The organism is Mesorhizobium calcicola, assembly GCF_042682105.1.
Classification (GTDB): Bacteria; Pseudomonadota; Alphaproteobacteria; order Rhizobiales; family Rhizobiaceae; genus Mesorhizobium; species Mesorhizobium calcicola.
In genome coordinates this window covers 46,667-62,392 of the sequence record NZ_JBHUGY010000047.1, presented here as the reverse complement: position 1 = coordinate 62,392, position 15,726 = coordinate 46,667, and the positions used below count along the sequence as shown (strand labels likewise).

Here is a 15,726-nt window from a genome sequence, read left to right as displayed (position 1 = left end):
CCGGCAATCAACGCGCCATCGCCGCATCGAGCACCTTGAAAATCCGCTCGTCCGCGCACTGGGCAACGTTGAAGCGCAGGAAGCGGCTGGCGGTTCGGGACAGGCTGAACGCATTGCCGGGCGCCAGCACGACGGCGTCGGCCAGAGCGTGGCGGGCGACTTCGGCCGCATCGACGCCATCCGGCAGGCTGCACCACAGGAACAGGCCGGCCGGTTGATCGATCCAGGGCGTGATGCCGATCGCCTTCAGGCGGGTGCTCGTCTCGCCCATGGCGCGCGCAAGCCGCGCCCGCAGCAAATCCATGTGCTTGCGGTAGCTGCCGTCCTTCAGCAGCGTCAGCACCAGCTCCGCCGCAAGCCGCCCGCCGCCGAAGGTCGTGGCGATCTTGAGGTCGGTCAGGGGCTCGATCCAGTCGCGCGGTGCCGCGATGAAGCCGCAGCGAACCGAGGCCGAAAGCGTCTTGGAGAAGCTGCCGATGTGGACGACCCGGCTGAGGCCATCGAACGCCGCCAGCCTGGGGGCGGGCGCATGTTCGAAATCGGCAAAGATGTCGTCCTCGACGATGGTCAGGTCGGATTGGTCGGCAAGCTTGAGCAAGCGGTGCGCGGTGACCGGCGACAGGATCGCGCCGGTCGGGTTGTGGATGGCGGAATTGGTGATGTAGAGGCGCGGCCTGTGCTCGGCCAATGCGTGCGCGAACAGGTCGATATCCGGCCCCGACGGCGTGTAGGGAACGCTGACGACCTTGGCCCGGTGGGCGCGCAGCAAAGCGTGGAAATTGAAATAGCAGGGGTCGTCGACCAGCACCGTGTCGCCGGGCTCGATCAGGAACCGGCACATGAGGTCGATGGCCTGGGTGCCCGATTCCGTCAGCATGATCTGTTCGGGGAAGGCTTCGATGCCGTGCCCGGCCATGCGCCGGGCAAGCAACTGACGCAGCGGCGGCAGGCCGAGCGGCGTGCCGTAGTCGGCAAGCGCGACATCGTCGGCGCGCGCCACGGTGCGCAGCGCCCGGCGTAACCCTGCCTGAGGCATCCACGCGGCCGGCAGCCAGCCGCAGCCGGGTTTCAGAATGTCATCGCCCGCGTCCAGCGACTGGCGCGAGATCCAGAGCGGATCGACGGCGCGGTCGAGCCGGGGGCCGATCTCGGCCAGCGACAGCGGCGCCAGTGATCCGGCGGCATAAAAACCCGAACCCGGCCGGGAGCGGATCGCGCCTTCGGCGGCGAGCCGCTCATAGGCTTCGACCACTGTGGATTTGGACACCTGCATGGATTTGGCGAAGGCGCGGATCGACGGCAATCGCGCTCCCGGCGTCAGGTTGCGCGCGGCGATCCGCTGGCGGATGGTCGCCATGACGTCCTCGACCAGGGTACGCGCACGGTCAGTCTCCAAAGCGAGTTCCGACATCCGTACTGCTCAATCTGCCATTACAGTTTTGTAAAACTGTACCGCATTGTCTCTGGCTACACCATAGGGGCCGGCCCGATAGAGGGCGAAAGAAATGGAGCCTGCAATGGACAAGACCGCGAGCGGCTGGGTGAACGGATTCATCGGTGTGTTGATCTTCAGCGGCTCGCTGCCGGCGACACGTGTGGCGGTGATGGATTTCGATCCGATATTCCTGACGTCGGCCCGCGCGGCGATTGCCGGACTGCTTGGCGTGGCAATGCTGCTGTTGTTCCGGCAGAAACGTCCGGAGCGTGGGGATCTGCTGTCGCTGGCGATCGTGGCACTTGGCGTGGTGGTCGGCTTTCCCTTGCTGACCGCGCTGGCGCTGAAGCACGTCACCACGGCCCATTCCATCATCTTCGTCGGCCTGCTGCCGCTGGCGACCGCGATCTTCGGTGTGCTGCGCGGCGGTGATCGTCCCCGCCTGGCGTTCTGGCTGTTTTCGTGCGTCGGCAGCGCGCTCGTCGCGGGCTTTGCCCTGATGCAAGGCGTGACCGCCTCGCCGGTCGGCGATTGGCTGATGCTCGCCGCGATCGTCGCTTGTGGCCTGGGCTATGCCGAGGGTGCCGCGCTGTCGCGCAAGCTCGGCGGCTGGCAAGTGATCTGCTGGGCGCTGACGCTATCGCTGCCGATCACGCTGGCGCTGACTTTCGCGACGCAGCCGCTGTCCTTTGCCGGCGTCGGCTCCAAGGCCTGGATCGGTCTCGCCTATGTCTCGCTGTTCAGCATGCTGATCGGATTCGTGTTCTGGTATCGCGGGCTCGCGCAAGGCGGCATCGCCGCCGTCGGGCAGTTGCAGCTGCTGCAGCCGTTCTTCGGCCTGGCGCTGGCGGCAACGCTGCTGCATGAGCAGGTCAGCCCGCTGATGGTCGTCGTCACGCTCGGCGTGGTGCTGTGCGTGTTCGGCGCGAAGAAGTTCGCGAGATAGTTCCGGGCGGCTCCCGCCGCCGTGTCTCTTTGTTTTGACGCAATTCCCTAAGGGAAAGCGCTACGCGCTTTTGCCGGGAAAACCGCTTCACACTTTTCCTGGAATTGCTTTAGAACTTCGTCACCACGCCGATACCGATGCCCTCGAAGCCGCCCATGGCCATCAAGGCCGCGGGCGCCTCTTCGAGGCTGATCTTCTTGCCGACCAGCAGTTCGGGCTTGAGCTTGCCGTTGCGGATCATGTCCATCATCGCCTGGTAGCGCCATGCCTGCATGCCGTGGCTGCCGAGGATTTCGAGCTCGAAGGCGATCACCTTGTCCATCGGCACCTGCGGGCGGGCGTGCTCGCCCAGCATCAGGCCGACCTGCACATGGCGGCCGCGCCGGCGCAGATTGGCGATCGAGTTGAACGAGGTGGTGGGGTGGCCGAGTGCGTCCATCGACATGTGCGCGCCGCCATTGGTGATCTGCTTGACCGCCTTGACCACATTCGGCGTCTTCGACGCGTTGATGGTGGCGACGGCGCCGATCTTTTTGGCGAAATCGAGCTTCTCGTCGGTGAGGTCGATGGCGATGACGTTGGCGCCCATGGCGCTGGCGATCATGATCGCAGACAGGCCGACGCCGCCGCAGCCATGCACCGCTACCCATTCGCCTGGCGTCACCCGGCCCTGGTCGACGATGGCTCGAAACGAGGTGACGAAGCGGCAGCCGAGGCTGGCGGCGGTGGCGAATTCCATCTCGTCGGGCAAGCGCACGAGATTCGTGTCGGCGTGTTCGATGGCGACATATTCGGCGAACGAGCCCCAGCCGGTGAAGCCGGGCTGCGTCTGATGTTCGCAGACCTGGTGATTGCCCGACGTGCATTCGAAGCAGCGGCCGCAGCCGACGGCGAACGGCACGGTGACGCGCTCGCCGGCCTTCCAGCGGGTGACCTGCTTGCCGGCGGCCACCACCACGCCGGCCAGCTCATGGCCCGGCACATGCGGCAGGCGGATGCCGTCGTCATGGCCCATCCAGCCATGCCAGTCGCTGCGGCACAGCCCGGTCGCCTCGACCTTGATGACGACGCCATCGGCGGCCGGCTTCGGATCGGGAACGGTCTGGATCGTCGGCGTTTCGCCGAATTTCTCGAAGACGACGGCTTTCATTGGCAACTCCCAACCTTCACACGGGCCTGCGGGAAACGATAGCCGATTCCCTGTCCGGTCAAGCGGAAAACGATTCCGCCAGGCATGGTGGCCGATCGCCGGCGCTGACGCTACGCGTCGGTGAATGAAGCTCTATTCGGCATCGATCTGGTTCTCGGGCGCCGCCCTCTGGAACGCCGGCAGCGCCATGCAGGCGGCGTTGATGCGCGCGATCGTCGGGTAGGGGGTCATGTCGACGCCGAAGCGGGCGTTGCTGGTGACTTGCGCGCCGAGGCAGATGTCGGCAAGGCCCGGCGCCTCGCCATGGCAGAATGTACCGGTCTCGGCCGAGGCAGCCAGCATCTTTTCAAGCGGCTGAAAACCTTCGTTCACCCAGTGGCGGAACCAGTTGGTGATGTCCTGGTCGCCCGCGCCGAACAGGGCGCGCAGCGACGTGAGCACGCGCAGATTGTTCACCGGATGGATGTCGCAGGCGATCATCTGCGCCAGCATCCTGACCCGCGCGCGGCCAGCCGGATCCTTCGGCAGCAGCGGTGGTTCAGGTCTGGTCTCGTCGAGGAATTCGATGATCGCCAACGATTGCGTCAAGAGCGTGCCGTCGTTCCAGATCAGCGCCGGCACCAGACCTTGCGGATTGACCGCGAGATAGGCTGCTTCCAGATGCTCGCCATGGCGCAGGTGATGCGGGACATAGTCGTAGCTCAGCCCCTTCATCGCCAATGCGATCCGCACCCGGTAGGAGGTGGAGGAGCGATAGTAGTTGTGCAGGACGATGTCGCTCATGCGTTCACTTCGGTTGGCCGATGGTGATTTCGATCGTGCCGATGCCGTCGATGCCGCCGGTCATCGTGTCGCCGGCACCAACCGCGCCGACGCCGGCCGGCGTACCGGTGAAGATCAGGTCGCCGGGCTCGAGTTCCACCGCCTCGCTGCAGATCGACACGATGTCTGATATCGGCCAGATCAGCTCGGCGAGGTCGGCATCCTGCCTGATTTTGCCGTTGACGGCGAGCCAGATGCGGCCCTTTTCCGGGTGGCCGGACTTTTGTACGGGGGTCAGCGGGCCGCACGGCGCGGAGCGGTCGAACGCTTTCGACCAGTCCCAGGGCCGCGCCATCTTCTTGGCTTCATCCTGCAGATCGCGGCGGGTGAGGTCGATGCCGACGCCGTAGCCCCAGACATGGTCCAGCGCCTGACCGCGCCCAATGCGGAAGCCCGGTTTGCCGATCGCGGCAACCAGTTCGATCTCGTGGTGCAGATTGCCGGTCAGGGGCGGGTAGGGGATATCAGTGCCGGAATCGATAACCGCGTCGGCCGGCTTGGTGAAGAAGAAGGGCGGATCGCGCTCGTCATTGCCGAATTCGCGGGCGTGCGCCGCGTAGTTGCGGCCGACGCAGAAGATGCGGCGCACCGCGAAACGTTCGGGCGAACCGGCAACGGCCACCGACGGGATTGCAGGCGAGGGCAGGACGAAGGCGGTCATATCCGGTCTTTCTGCTTCAGGCGCGGCTGAACGAATTTCGAAACAGCCTCCGACGGAGATGGCGATATACTATTTGGCAATAATCTGGCCATGGTCGCGAGGTTATTCTAATCGCCCCTGAACCGAAATGAACCCCCATGACCGCACTCCACGATCGCGCCCGGTTCCTGATCATCGACGACCACCCGCTGTTCCGCGAGGCGCTGCACAGCGCGGTGCAGATGGCCTATCCGGAGGTCGACACGGTGGAGGCGCGCTCGATCAGCGAGGCGCTCGACCTTCTGGCTGGCGGCAAGCCGTTCGATCTGGCGCTTCTCGACCTCTCGATGCCCGACGTGCACGGCTTCGACGGGCTGCTGCAGCTTCGAACCCGTTATCCGCGCCTGCCCGTGGTCATCGTCTCGGGCCATGAGGAGCCAAAAATCATTTCCGAGGCGCTGTCCTACGGTGCCGCCGGCTTCATCCCGAAATCGGCGCGCAAGAGCGACCTCGCCGCCGCCATACGCTCGGTGATGGACGGCGCGATCTATGTGCCGGAAACCTATGAAGGCCGCACGCCCGACGCCGACAGCATCGACCGCGCCGACATGGTGCAGCGCCTGTCGACGCTGACGCCGCAACAGCTGCGGGTGCTGCAGATGCTGCGCCAGGGCCTGCTCAACAAGCAGATCGCCTACGAGCTGCAGGTCGGGGAGACCACGGTGAAGGCGCATGTCTCGGAAATCCTGCGCAAGCTCAATGTGTATAGCAGGACGCAGGCAGTGATCGAGGTCTCGAAGCTGGACAATGCGGAGCTGTTTCGCGATCAGGCTGGGTTTTAGTCTTCACCCTCCCCCTTGTGGGGAGGGTCGATCCGCGAAGCGGAGCGGGTGGGGGTCGGCGCCGTGCTGCACCCCACCCCGGCGCTACGCGCCGACCCTCCCCATCGAGGGGAGGGTAAGCCAGGCGCCGCGCTCAACGATGGCCGGGCGAACATGGCGCTGAAGAGGCCTCATTTGGCCGGCACGATTTTGGCGGCGGAGCGGTCGAGGCTACTGGGCAAACGTAACCCGTCGCGGTAAGCTACAAGCCTGCATTGTATCGTTGAACATGTGTGCTTCCGTTAATGCCTCGTAACACCGACTAAATCACAAACTTGACCTGCACGTCCTAATGTGTGGCCGTCCGCGCCCTGCACGCGGACCTACTGTGTGGATACTGTGCGACGCGCGTTGCCGATCTGCACGATCAACGGTTCGCTAAGACCGTTGAGCAGGCTGCGATAGACCCCAACGACCTCAGGATCCGATCCCGGCTGCGGATCCGACGTGAATGGAGCGAACGTATGGTAGATGACGGCCGGCCCCGACAGATGATCCCCGAACACCGCACCGTCGCCAAGCGTGCCATCGGCATTGACCTTGCCGATGGAGAGAGAGCTGCCCGCAAGCTGATACCACGCAAAGCCGTCAGGGCTGCTGAAGAAGAAAAGCGGCGTCGCGACCGAAGACTTGACCCACGCCCCCCACGACAGTGTAGGCGGCCCTGCTGGATCCGGGAACACGACCTGGTACGGCGCGACCTGAAGCAGCCCACCCCACCACGCCGCGTAGTAGCCGATCGCGAACGCCGGGGGAACGCCGACGCCCGTGCTGTTCGGAACCACGATGATCGAAGTGTCGGACAGACCTCTGTTGACGGACGACCGGGAGAACACGGAAAAAAGTGCACTGTCACCGTAATTACCGTAATTCCAGCCCTGTCACAGAAATTGCCGTGTCTCATTTAAGAGGGTGCAGTCCAGTGCTGGACTGGAATTCGGGTGCTGGAACAACGTTGTCAATTCCTCTCCAGCAAATGAGCCACTTGGTTGTTAATCCATACACTCCCGCCAGACCCGACGTGCTGTTCCCTTCCTATTAAGCGATTCTTAGGCCCTAAGTCTGCGATCTGTTGATAGAAAGCCAATTGGATTTTGCTTGTATCCGATGGAATGCCATTAGGGTGTCCGTTGGGAGCATATTTCCACACAGCGCCCCAAATCGGGTTCCAAATCTCCAATAAATTACAAAATATGTTTATCAATAAGTCTGATTTTATACCGACCTCTTCAAGGTAATTTAGCTCGAGTGACGCATTGTTCTGGCTATCGCTGGACAAATATTCTGAAAAGGCGCCGCAATATATTGAGGTAGAAGCCTCCAAATTTCCCAAACGCTGATTCCAAAACGACAAGTGATATCCAAGTTCTGGGATCGGTTGCCGTGGAACAACATCAGTTTTATTCTGACCCTTCAACAGCCAGCTGCGAAGAACCTCTGCTGATGAGATATCGACCTTTTCAGAGGCCACGGCCTTCTTCAGAGATCGGCCCAACGGCGCCCACCGAGAGAGTCTCTCGTCAGAATCAGATAGAGTTCGAAAATGGGACTGTGTTCGTAAGACTAAATCGTCGATCGTCTCATTCCGTGGCCCCCAATAAACGTAGATGTTGATCGACATGTGCGCACCATCTTGCTTAAAGATTACTAATGTGATTGCGTTGTTGGGTTATTTTCTTAGTAAAGGCCGCCACCGCCGGCTGCAATCGCGGCGCTAGCTTTCCGAATTACGGTGACAGTGCACTATTTTCGCCGCCGACCTCGTTTCCCCGGTTTCACGGCCTTGCCGAATTGCCTGGCGATTCGATCCAGGAATGCCTCGCTGCCCACCGGCCGGCCGATGCTCTCGGCTTTGCGCAGGGTGTCGAAAGCAGCGTCATCCGTCTCCAGCAAATCGAATAGTCCCGCCGGCGATGGCAGCCGGTCATTCATCGGCCCCAGATCCGTAACGCCGTCGGGTTCGCCGGTTAGATGCGCCCGGGCGCTTGACCAGGGCCAATCCGCTACCTGCTTCACCAGCCCCGCCCGCACGGGATTCAATCCGACATAGCGCACTGCTGCCAAGAGGTGATCTTCGTCCATGGCGACAGCGCCGAAGCGGCCTTGCCAGAAATGCCCGGTTTTCTTCTGCCGCGCGTGGATGGTTCCCGCATAGGCGCGGTGCACCTTGGCAAGCGCGCGGCGCAGACCATCCGGATCGGCCGGCGTCAGGATCAGATGAACATGGTTTGGCATCAGGCACCACGCCCAGATGCCGACATCGGCGACGCGGCAATGCTCAACGAGCAGGGTCTTGTAAAGCGCATAGTCCTCAGGCGTGAAAAACACCTTGGCGCGGCCGTTGCCGCGTTGCGTCACGTGGTGCGGCAGACCGGGAATGACAGTGCGGGCAAGGCGGGCCATGTCGGAAGTTTACACATGCGACGACCGGGAGAACACGGAAAAAAGTGCACTGTCACCGTAATTCCTGCCGAAGCGGCAGCCGCCGCGCCGCCAATTGCCGGGTCAGGAACAGGCAGGGCTGGATCACGATATCGAAGCTCGGCCGTTTGCGCCGGGGCCCACCTTGGAGAAGTGCCAGAACTTCGTCTGAGGACGCCGTGAGCGCCAGCGCAAGGCGGGCCATGCGGTCAATCTACATAGCGATGGGCGAACATGACAAAAAGTGCACTGTCACGGTAATTCTGATGACGATCAGAACATAGAAAAAGTCTTATCCAACGTTAATTCAAAGACTTAAAAGAAATATATTGTAAATTAATTAAGTTTTTTTATTTCATCTTCGTCATACATCCCTTCGTATTCCCAGATAAACTTCCTAATAAGTTTAGAAAGACTGTCGTACCAGTTCACTCCTTCACAAGATCTTACGGTATTCAAAATAGCTTCGCGAAATTTCTTGAATGTATATTCGTTTAAGACAATAAGCTTCTCCTTTTTATGTATTTTTCCGATATTATTTCTGGTTACAACAATGCACTGGAAAACATCCGTCTTACCTGTTCCTTCGATCCCTATATCTAACGAAAGTTGAAAGGCGACGTTATCTGGGTCTGGTGCTTCGTACCCAGATTCTTGATTGAAATCAATCACTTGGTACTGCTCTGGCAAATCTCCCGATGTGCCAAAGGCGACAGCGAGCTTTATGTTATGGTGCCTCGACATCGACATGCACATTCCGATCGTAGCTGCCCGGGGTAGCGCCTGGCCCCCTTGCCTCAAAGTTCGCCTGAATTACGGTGACAGTGCACTATTTTTCTACTCGCCCTCTGTCTCTGCGTGGGCGAGTTCAAGCCAGCAAATGCGCCAGCAGGGCCCGCAGTTGTGCCGGCTTCAGCGGTTTGCGCATCAGTTCGATGCCGCCCGCGCGCGCGGCCTTGGCGACGGCTTCGGAACTGTCGGCGGTGACGATCAGCGCCGGCACGACGCGGCCGAGATAGTCGCGGACCTCGGCGATGGTGGCGGTGCCGAGATCGCCGCCGTCGAGATGCTGGTCGGCAATGACGATGTCGGGCACCCAGTCGGTGTCGCCAAGCAGGTCGAGCGCGTCGTCGGTCGAGGTCGCGGCGCGCACCAGGCACTGCCAGCGTTCGAGCAGGAAGGTCATGGCCTGCAGCACTTCGATGTCGTTCTCGACCAGCAGCACCTTGGTGCCGAACAGGCCGTAGCCGCGCGGCCGTTCCATGTCGGCGCTGTTGGCGATGGCGTCGGCCGGGGCGCCGATGCCGACGGGAACATCGATGTGGAAAATCGTGCCGCGCCCGACCTTCGATGAAAATGTCACGGGATGGCCGAGCGCGCTGGCCATGCGGCGCACGATGGCAAGCCCGAGCCCGAGACCGCCGCCGTCCAGCTCTGCATTGGCCGACGAGGTGCCGCGGTGGAATTCCTCGAACACCGCCTCGCGCTGGTCGTCGGGAATGCCGCAGCCGGTGTCGGCGACGTCGATGCGGATGGTGTCGCCGCGATGCCTGGTGCCGACAAGCACGCCGCCCGAGCGTGTATAGCCGAGCGCATTGGAGAGAATGTTCTGCAGGATGCGGCGCAGCAGCGTGCGGTCGGAGCGGACCACGGCATGGACCGGCCGGAATTTCAGCGACAGTCCCTTCAGTTCCGCCACCGGCTGGAAATCCGAGCGCAGCGACGAGAACAGTGTCTCCAGGCTGACGTCGCCGATGTCGGGTTGCACCACGCCGGCATCGAGCTTGGAGATGTCGAGCAGGGTGTGCAGCAGGTCCTCCATCGTTTCCAGCGAGCGCTCGACCTGTCGCACCAGCTTTTTGCCCTCGTCGCTGGTCTGCACTTCGGCGAGCGCCGAGACCGAGAGGTGGGCCGCGTTCAGCGGCTGCAGCACGTCGTGGCTGGCGGCGGCGAGGAAGCGCGTCTTGGACAGGTTCGCCAGTTCGGCGTTTTCCTTGGCGGCGCTGAGGTCGATGTTCGACTGCTCGAGCCGACGCAGCGTCGAATGCAGTTCCTCGGTGCGCGTACGCACCCGATTTTCGAGCGAAATCGCGGTCTGGAACAGCGAGAAGGCGTTGCCTTGCTGGTCCATCGAGCGCTCGACCCGGCTGACCAGCGCCGCGTTGATCTTCTTCAGCTTCTCGAGATCGTTTATGTCCTTGAGCGGCATCTTGTTATTCCGCCGCCTGGCGGTCGCCAAAGGCGATGCCGGTAAAAGTCTGGTTCAAATGCATCGACCGGTACTGTTCGCCATAGGTGCCGAAGCCGATGACGTTGTTGACCCGGTAGAGCTCCGAGATATCGCGAAAGACCTGGCGGTTGCGCGCGTCCAGGCGGCGCAGCACGCAGTCGAAGCCGATGATCATGTCGATGCCGCCAAGCCTCTCCTCGACGTCACGGAGCGCGGCGCGCGTCGATTCGACCATGTCCTTGGGCTGGGCGATCGACAGCACGACGCCGTCGTCTATGGCGCAGAAGAACGACAGCGAGCCGTCGGGATGCATCTTCTGGATCGACCGGCAATAATATTCGCCGCCCACCTTCACCACCACCGGATGTGAGGCAAAACTCAGCGGCGTCAGCGTCTGCGCGACGATGCCGACGGATGCGGCATATTCCTCCGCCGCATTGGTGGCGTTGAACTCGCGCACGATGCGGTGATCGGGATCGGACGCCGTCACCACCAGCTTTTCATCGGTGGGAACGAAATTGTCGGTCTTGAAGACATGGAAGGGAATTTCGGTGGCGATCAGCACGATGATGGCGCTGTCGGAGCTGACCTTGCCGTTCGAGATCAGGCACGTCGTCTCGAACTTCAGGTCGTCGCCGGCCGAGCCGCCGAGCAACGGTATGTCGTCGAGGCCCCAGTGGATGGCCGAACTCACCGCTTCCTCGGCATAGGAGAGCCCATCGATGAAGCAGAGCGCGAACGTGCCTTTGGTGCGATCACAGCCCAGGCGCCCGCGCAGCGACCGCCGCAAGGCCTCGACCTCGCCGGTGATCCTGTCCATGCCCGACGAGGACAGGTTGTCGACCATCACGCTGACCGCGGTGAACGCGGCGGACGGAAGCAGCATGGCGAGGACATGGCCGTCCTCGAGGCCTTGCGGCGTGATCTCGCCGGCGGTCGAGCAGCCTGCATGATGGAGCGTCGGCGCGTGGGTCATGAGCGCCCGGGAGAGAGCGTCGGCCTCGACCAGGCTCTGGGAAAAGAACAGCAGCGCGAAGCCGGCGTCTATGGAAGCCGCTTCCAGCGCGATCGCCCTGGCGAACGCCTCCATGTCGGGCTCGTCCGTGGTGAGCGCCGACAGGCCGCATGCATAGCGCGTCCGTGAACTGGCCAGCGGCGTTCTCCGCGTTTCCTCCGACGCTGTTTTTTGCACGACTGTTTTTTGCGCGACTGGGCGCGGGCGTCGAACAACATTGTTGCCCCCAATCCCTGTTTTGGCAATGGGGCGACCGGGGCTGCACGTTCGGGCGCGGCCATGACCGAAAGTACAATGTGCCGAATTTTCCGACGTGTTGTTTTTTGTCGGTTGTGCGGTGTACGAATAACGCGTGGCCGAAGCGCCAACACCGCGTCGGCAGCGTGATGACCAAGGTTGATACCCAGGGAGGGACCATGTCGGACGTTTCGTTGATGGTGAACGGAAAGCGGGTCAGCGGTGCTGCCGAGGACCGAACGCTTCTGGTTCACTTCCTGCGGGAGAATCTCGGCCTTACCGGAACGCATGTCGGTTGCGACACCTCGCAATGCGGTGCCTGCGTCGTCCATGTCGACGGCAAGGCGGTCAAGTCCTGTTCGATGCTCGCGGTGCAGGCCTCCGGCTCGACCGTGGTGACGATCGAGGGCCTGGCCAATGGCGCCGACCTGCATCCGGTGCAGGCCGCCTTCAAGGAACACCACGGGCTGCAGTGCGGCTTCTGCACGCCGGGTATGATCATGACGGCGACCGACATGATCAATCGCCACCCCGAAGGCCTCGACGAAGCGACGGTGCGCGCCGAGCTCGAAGGCAACATCTGCCGCTGCACAGGCTACCACAACATCGTCAAGGCGATCCTTGCCGCATCGAAGACGATGTCCAAGGGGTCGAAGGGCAAAGCGAAACAAGCTGCATAAGAACTAGGGAGCAGGGCAGTAAGGGAGTAGGGCAGTAGGGAGGTATAAACCGGTTTCCCCACTGCGTTACTGCCCTGCTCCCCTAAAATTCTGGGAGGAGTTTCTGATGGGCATTGAAGGTGTTGGCGCTCGGGTCGCGCGCAAGGAAGACAAAAGATTCATCACCGGCGCCGGCCGTTATGTCGACGACATGGTGGTTCCCGGCATGAAGCACGCGGCCTTCGTGCGCAGCCCGCACGCGCATGCGCAGATCAAAAAGATCGACGTCAAAAAGGCTCAAGCCATGCCTGGCGTCATCGGCGTGCTGACCGGCAAGGAACTCAAGGCCGACGGCATCGGCAACCTCATCTGCGGCTGGATGATCCACTCCAAGGATGGCTCGCCGATGAAGATGGGGGCGTGGTCGCCGCTCGCTTTCGACCGTGTCCGTTATGTCGGCGATGCCGTCGTCATCGTCGTGGCCGAGACCAAGGGCCAGGCGCGTGATGCCGCCGAGGCTGTCGAGATCACCTACAAGGAGCTGAAAGCCGTCGTCGATGCCTCGAAGGCGATGGACAAGGGCGCGCCGCAGATCCACCCCGAGGCCGACAACAACCTGATCTTCGACTGGGACATCGGCAACGCCGACGAGACGGCCGCGGCGTTCAAGAAGGCGGCCCATGTCGTCAAGATGGATATCGTCAACAACCGCCTGGTGCCCAACGCCATGGAGCCGCGCGCGGCGCTTGGCCACTACGACAAGGCCGAGGATCACTACACCTGCTGGACCACGTCACAGAACCCGCATGTCGCCCGGCTGGTGATGAGCGCCTTCTACAATGTCGCGCCGGAAAACAAGCTGCGCGTCATAGCGCCCGATGTCGGCGGCGGCTTCGGCTCGAAGATCTACATCTATCCCGAAGAGATCGTCTGCCTGTGGGCGTCGAAGAAGACCGGCGTGCCGGTCAAATGGGTGGCCGACCGCACCGAGAGTTTTCTCACCGACGCGCATGGCCGCGACCATCACACCCATGCTGAAATGGCCTTCGACAACGATCATAGGATCCTTGGCCTGAAGGTCGAAACCAAGGCCAATCTCGGCGCTTACATGTCGCTGTTTTCGTCGGCGACGCCGACCTACCTCTATGCGACGCTGCTGTCGGGCCAGTACGACATCCCGGCGATCCACGCCAATGTGAAGGCGATCTACACCAACACCGCACCCGTCGATGCCTATCGCGGGGCAGGGCGGCCGGAAGCAACCTTCGTCATGGAACGCATGATGGAGACCGCCGCGCGCCAGTTCGGCGTCTCACCGGCCGAGTTGCGCCGCAAGAACTTCATCACCTCGTTCCCGCACCAGACGCCGGTCATCATGTGCTACGACGCCGGCGACTATGCCGCTTCGCTCGACGCGGCGATGAAGGCGTCGGATTACGCCGGCTTTGCCAAGCGCAAGGCAGCCGCCGCCAAGAAAGGGCTGCTGCGCGGCATCGGCATGAGCTGCTACATCGAGGCCTGCGGCATCGCGCCATCGGCGGCGGTCGGTTCGCTGGGCGCCGGTGTCGGCTTGTGGGAATCGGCGGAAGTGCGCGTCAACGCCGTCGGCACGATCGAGGTGCTGACCGGCTCGCACAGCCACGGCCAGGGCCATGAGACAACCTTCGCGCAACTGGTCAACGAGCGCTTCGGCGTGCCGCTTGATTCCGTCTCCATCGTCCATGGCGACACCGACAAGGTGCAGATGGGCATGGGCACTTATGGCTCGCGCTCCGGCGCGGTCGGCATGTCGGCCATCGTCAAGGCGCTCGACAAGGTCGAGGCCAAGGCCAAGAAGATCGCCGCGCACCTGCTCGAGGCCGACGAGGGCGACATCGTCATCGAGAACGGCGCGCTGAAGGTGGCCGGCACCGACAAGAACGTTCCGTGGTTCCAGATGGCGCTCGCCGCCTACACCGCCCACAATCTGCCGGGCGGGATGGAGCCTGGGCTGAAGGAGACGGCATTCTACGATCCGTCGAATTTCACCTTCCCGGCGGGCTGCTACATCTGTGAGGTCGAGGTCGACCCGGAAACCGGCACGACCGAGATCATCCAGTTCGTCGCCGCCGATGATTTCGGCAATATCATCAACCCGATGATCGTCGAAGGCCAGGTGCATGGCGGGCTGGCGCAAGGCATCGGCCAGGCGCTGCTGGAAGGCGCCCACTACGACAATGGCGGTCAGCTGCTGACCGCGAGCTACATGGACTACACCATGCCGCGCGCCGGCGATCTGCCGTCGTTCAAGGTCTCGACCTCGAACACGCCATGCCCGGGCAATCCGCTCGGCATCAAGGGCTGCGGCGAGGCCGGTGCCATCGGCTCGCCGCCGGCGGTGATCAACGCCATCACCGACGCCATCGGCAGCAACGATCTCGCCATGCCGGCATCGCCATCTACTGTGTGGGCGGCAATCCGTGCCGCGACGAAACACTGAGGAGGAACGAGCATGTACTCAGTCAACTATCACCGTGCCGCCTCGGTCGCCGATGCCGCCAAGCTGATCAAGACGGGCGATGCCAAGCTGCTTTCGGGCGGCATGACGCTGATCCCGGCGATGAAGACGCGGCTTGCCGCACCGTCCGACCTAGTCGACCTGTCGCGGATCAAGGAGCTGCAGGGTGTCAAGGTGTCGGGCAAGACGGTCACCATCGGTGCCGCTACCACCCATCATGACGTTGCCAATGACGAGAAGCTGAAGAAGGCCTGCCCGGCGCTTGCCCATCTGGCGTCGCTGATCGGCGATCCGGCAGTGCGCCATCGGGGCACGATCGGCGGTTCGATCGCCAACAACGATCCGGCGGCCGACTATCCGGCCGCGCTGCTGGCGTTGGGCGCCACCATCGTCACCAACAAACGCCAGATCGCCGCGGACAAGTTCTTCAAGGGCCTGTTCGAGACGTCGTTGAAGGAAGGCGAGATCATCACCGCGGTCAGCTTCACGGCGCCGGCCAAGGCGGCCTATGAAAAATTCCGCAATCCGGCATCGCGCTATGCGATCGTCGGCGTGTTCGTGGCCAAAGGCAAGGATGGCGTCAGCGTCGCCGTCACCGGCGCCGGCGATGACGGTGTCTTCCGCTCGAAGGAAATCGAAGCTGCGCTGGCCAAGAATTTCGCGGCCTCGGCGCTCGAAGGCGTGAAGGTGCCGGCGAAGAATTTGATGACCGACATCCACGCCTCGGCCGATTATCGCGCCAATCTCATCGCGGTGATGGCGAAGCGCGCGGTGGCAGCGGCCAACGCCTGAC

At 62.5% G+C, this 15,726-nt stretch carries 15 protein-coding genes; 5 read left to right on the top strand and 10 right to left on the bottom strand.

Features of this window, described 5'->3' with window-relative positions:
• Positions 1 to 7 precede the first annotated feature (7 nt).
• Positions 8 to 1,411: an aminotransferase-like domain-containing protein gene (locus ACFSQT_RS28340; RefSeq protein ID WP_379024336.1), complete on the bottom strand. Its 1,404-nt coding sequence runs from the start codon at positions 1,409 to 1,411 to the stop codon at positions 8 to 10.
• 106 nt (positions 1,412 to 1,517) lie between these two features.
• Between ACFSQT_RS28340 and ACFSQT_RS28335 the strand changes: the two genes are divergently transcribed.
• Complete coding sequence (locus ACFSQT_RS28335) at positions 1,518 to 2,381, top strand: DMT family transporter (RefSeq protein ID WP_379024334.1); 864 nt, start codon at positions 1,518 to 1,520, stop codon at positions 2,379 to 2,381.
• A 109-nt stretch (positions 2,382 to 2,490) separates the two neighbouring features.
• On the opposite strand, the gene ACFSQT_RS28330 is transcribed toward ACFSQT_RS28335, so the two are convergent.
• The 3 genes from ACFSQT_RS28330 to ACFSQT_RS28320 form a co-directional block, all read right to left on the bottom strand.
• Positions 2,491 to 3,531: a zinc-dependent alcohol dehydrogenase family protein gene (locus ACFSQT_RS28330; protein ID WP_379024332.1), complete on the bottom strand. Its 1,041-nt coding sequence runs from the start codon at positions 3,529 to 3,531 to the stop codon at positions 2,491 to 2,493.
• 132 nt (positions 3,532 to 3,663) lie between these two features.
• Positions 3,664 to 4,314: a maleylacetoacetate isomerase gene (gene maiA, locus ACFSQT_RS28325; protein WP_379024330.1), complete on the bottom strand. Its 651-nt coding sequence runs from the start codon at positions 4,312 to 4,314 to the stop codon at positions 3,664 to 3,666.
• A gap of 4 nt (positions 4,315 to 4,318) precedes the next feature.
• The gene (locus ACFSQT_RS28320) at positions 4,319 to 5,014 is read right to left on the bottom strand and encodes a fumarylacetoacetate hydrolase family protein (protein WP_379024328.1); all 696 of its coding nucleotides are present in this window, start codon (positions 5,012 to 5,014) and stop codon (positions 4,319 to 4,321) included.
• A gap of 137 nt (positions 5,015 to 5,151) precedes the next feature.
• Here ACFSQT_RS28320 and ACFSQT_RS28315 point away from each other — a divergent pair, with 137 nt between their 5' ends.
• Positions 5,152 to 5,835, top strand: coding sequence for a response regulator (locus ACFSQT_RS28315; protein ID WP_379024326.1), 684 nt, complete (start codon positions 5,152 to 5,154; stop codon positions 5,833 to 5,835).
• Positions 5,836 to 6,197: 362 nt separating this feature from the next.
• Here ACFSQT_RS28315 and ACFSQT_RS28310 read toward each other — a convergent pair whose 3' ends face one another.
• The 6 genes from ACFSQT_RS28310 to ACFSQT_RS28285 all read right to left on the bottom strand — a co-directional run bounded on the left by ACFSQT_RS28310 (position 6,198) and on the right by ACFSQT_RS28285 (position 11,717).
• Positions 6,198 to 6,710, bottom strand: a complete 513-nt coding sequence (locus ACFSQT_RS28310) for a hypothetical protein (RefSeq protein ID WP_379024324.1) — start codon at positions 6,708 to 6,710, stop codon at positions 6,198 to 6,200.
• 122 nt (positions 6,711 to 6,832) lie between these two features.
• Positions 6,833 to 7,495: an Imm52 family immunity protein gene (locus ACFSQT_RS28305; RefSeq protein ID WP_379024322.1), complete on the bottom strand. Its 663-nt coding sequence runs from the start codon at positions 7,493 to 7,495 to the stop codon at positions 6,833 to 6,835.
• Positions 7,496 to 7,617: 122 nt separating this feature from the next.
• Positions 7,618 to 8,277, bottom strand: coding sequence for a transposase (locus ACFSQT_RS28300; RefSeq protein ID WP_379024320.1), 660 nt, complete (start codon positions 8,275 to 8,277; stop codon positions 7,618 to 7,620).
• A 354-nt stretch (positions 8,278 to 8,631) separates the two neighbouring features.
• A complete protein-coding gene (locus tag ACFSQT_RS28295; protein WP_379024318.1) occupies positions 8,632 to 9,045 on the bottom strand; it encodes an Imm8 family immunity protein in 414 nt (137 codons plus the stop codon).
• Between the two features lie 118 nt (positions 9,046 to 9,163).
• Positions 9,164 to 10,504, bottom strand: a complete 1,341-nt coding sequence (locus ACFSQT_RS28290) for a hybrid sensor histidine kinase/response regulator (RefSeq protein WP_379024316.1) — start codon at positions 10,502 to 10,504, stop codon at positions 9,164 to 9,166.
• Between the two features lie 4 nt (positions 10,505 to 10,508).
• On the bottom strand, positions 10,509 to 11,717 hold the full coding sequence (locus tag ACFSQT_RS28285) for an FIST N-terminal domain-containing protein (protein ID WP_379024314.1): 1,209 nt from the start codon (positions 11,715 to 11,717) through the stop codon (positions 10,509 to 10,511).
• 239 nt (positions 11,718 to 11,956) lie between these two features.
• Between ACFSQT_RS28285 and ACFSQT_RS28280 the strand changes: the two genes are divergently transcribed.
• From ACFSQT_RS28280 to ACFSQT_RS28270, 3 genes are all read left to right on the top strand, one after another.
• Entirely contained in the window at positions 11,957 to 12,457 is a 501-nt protein-coding gene (locus tag ACFSQT_RS28280) for a (2Fe-2S)-binding protein (protein ID WP_379024312.1), read from the top strand.
• Between the two features lie 106 nt (positions 12,458 to 12,563).
• Complete coding sequence (locus tag ACFSQT_RS28275) at positions 12,564 to 14,915, top strand: xanthine dehydrogenase family protein molybdopterin-binding subunit (protein ID WP_379024310.1); 2,352 nt, start codon at positions 12,564 to 12,566, stop codon at positions 14,913 to 14,915.
• Positions 14,916 to 14,927: 12 nt separating this feature from the next.
• Positions 14,928 to 15,725: an FAD binding domain-containing protein gene (locus ACFSQT_RS28270; protein WP_379024308.1), complete on the top strand. Its 798-nt coding sequence runs from the start codon at positions 14,928 to 14,930 to the stop codon at positions 15,723 to 15,725.
• Position 15,726: the final 1 nt, after the last annotated feature.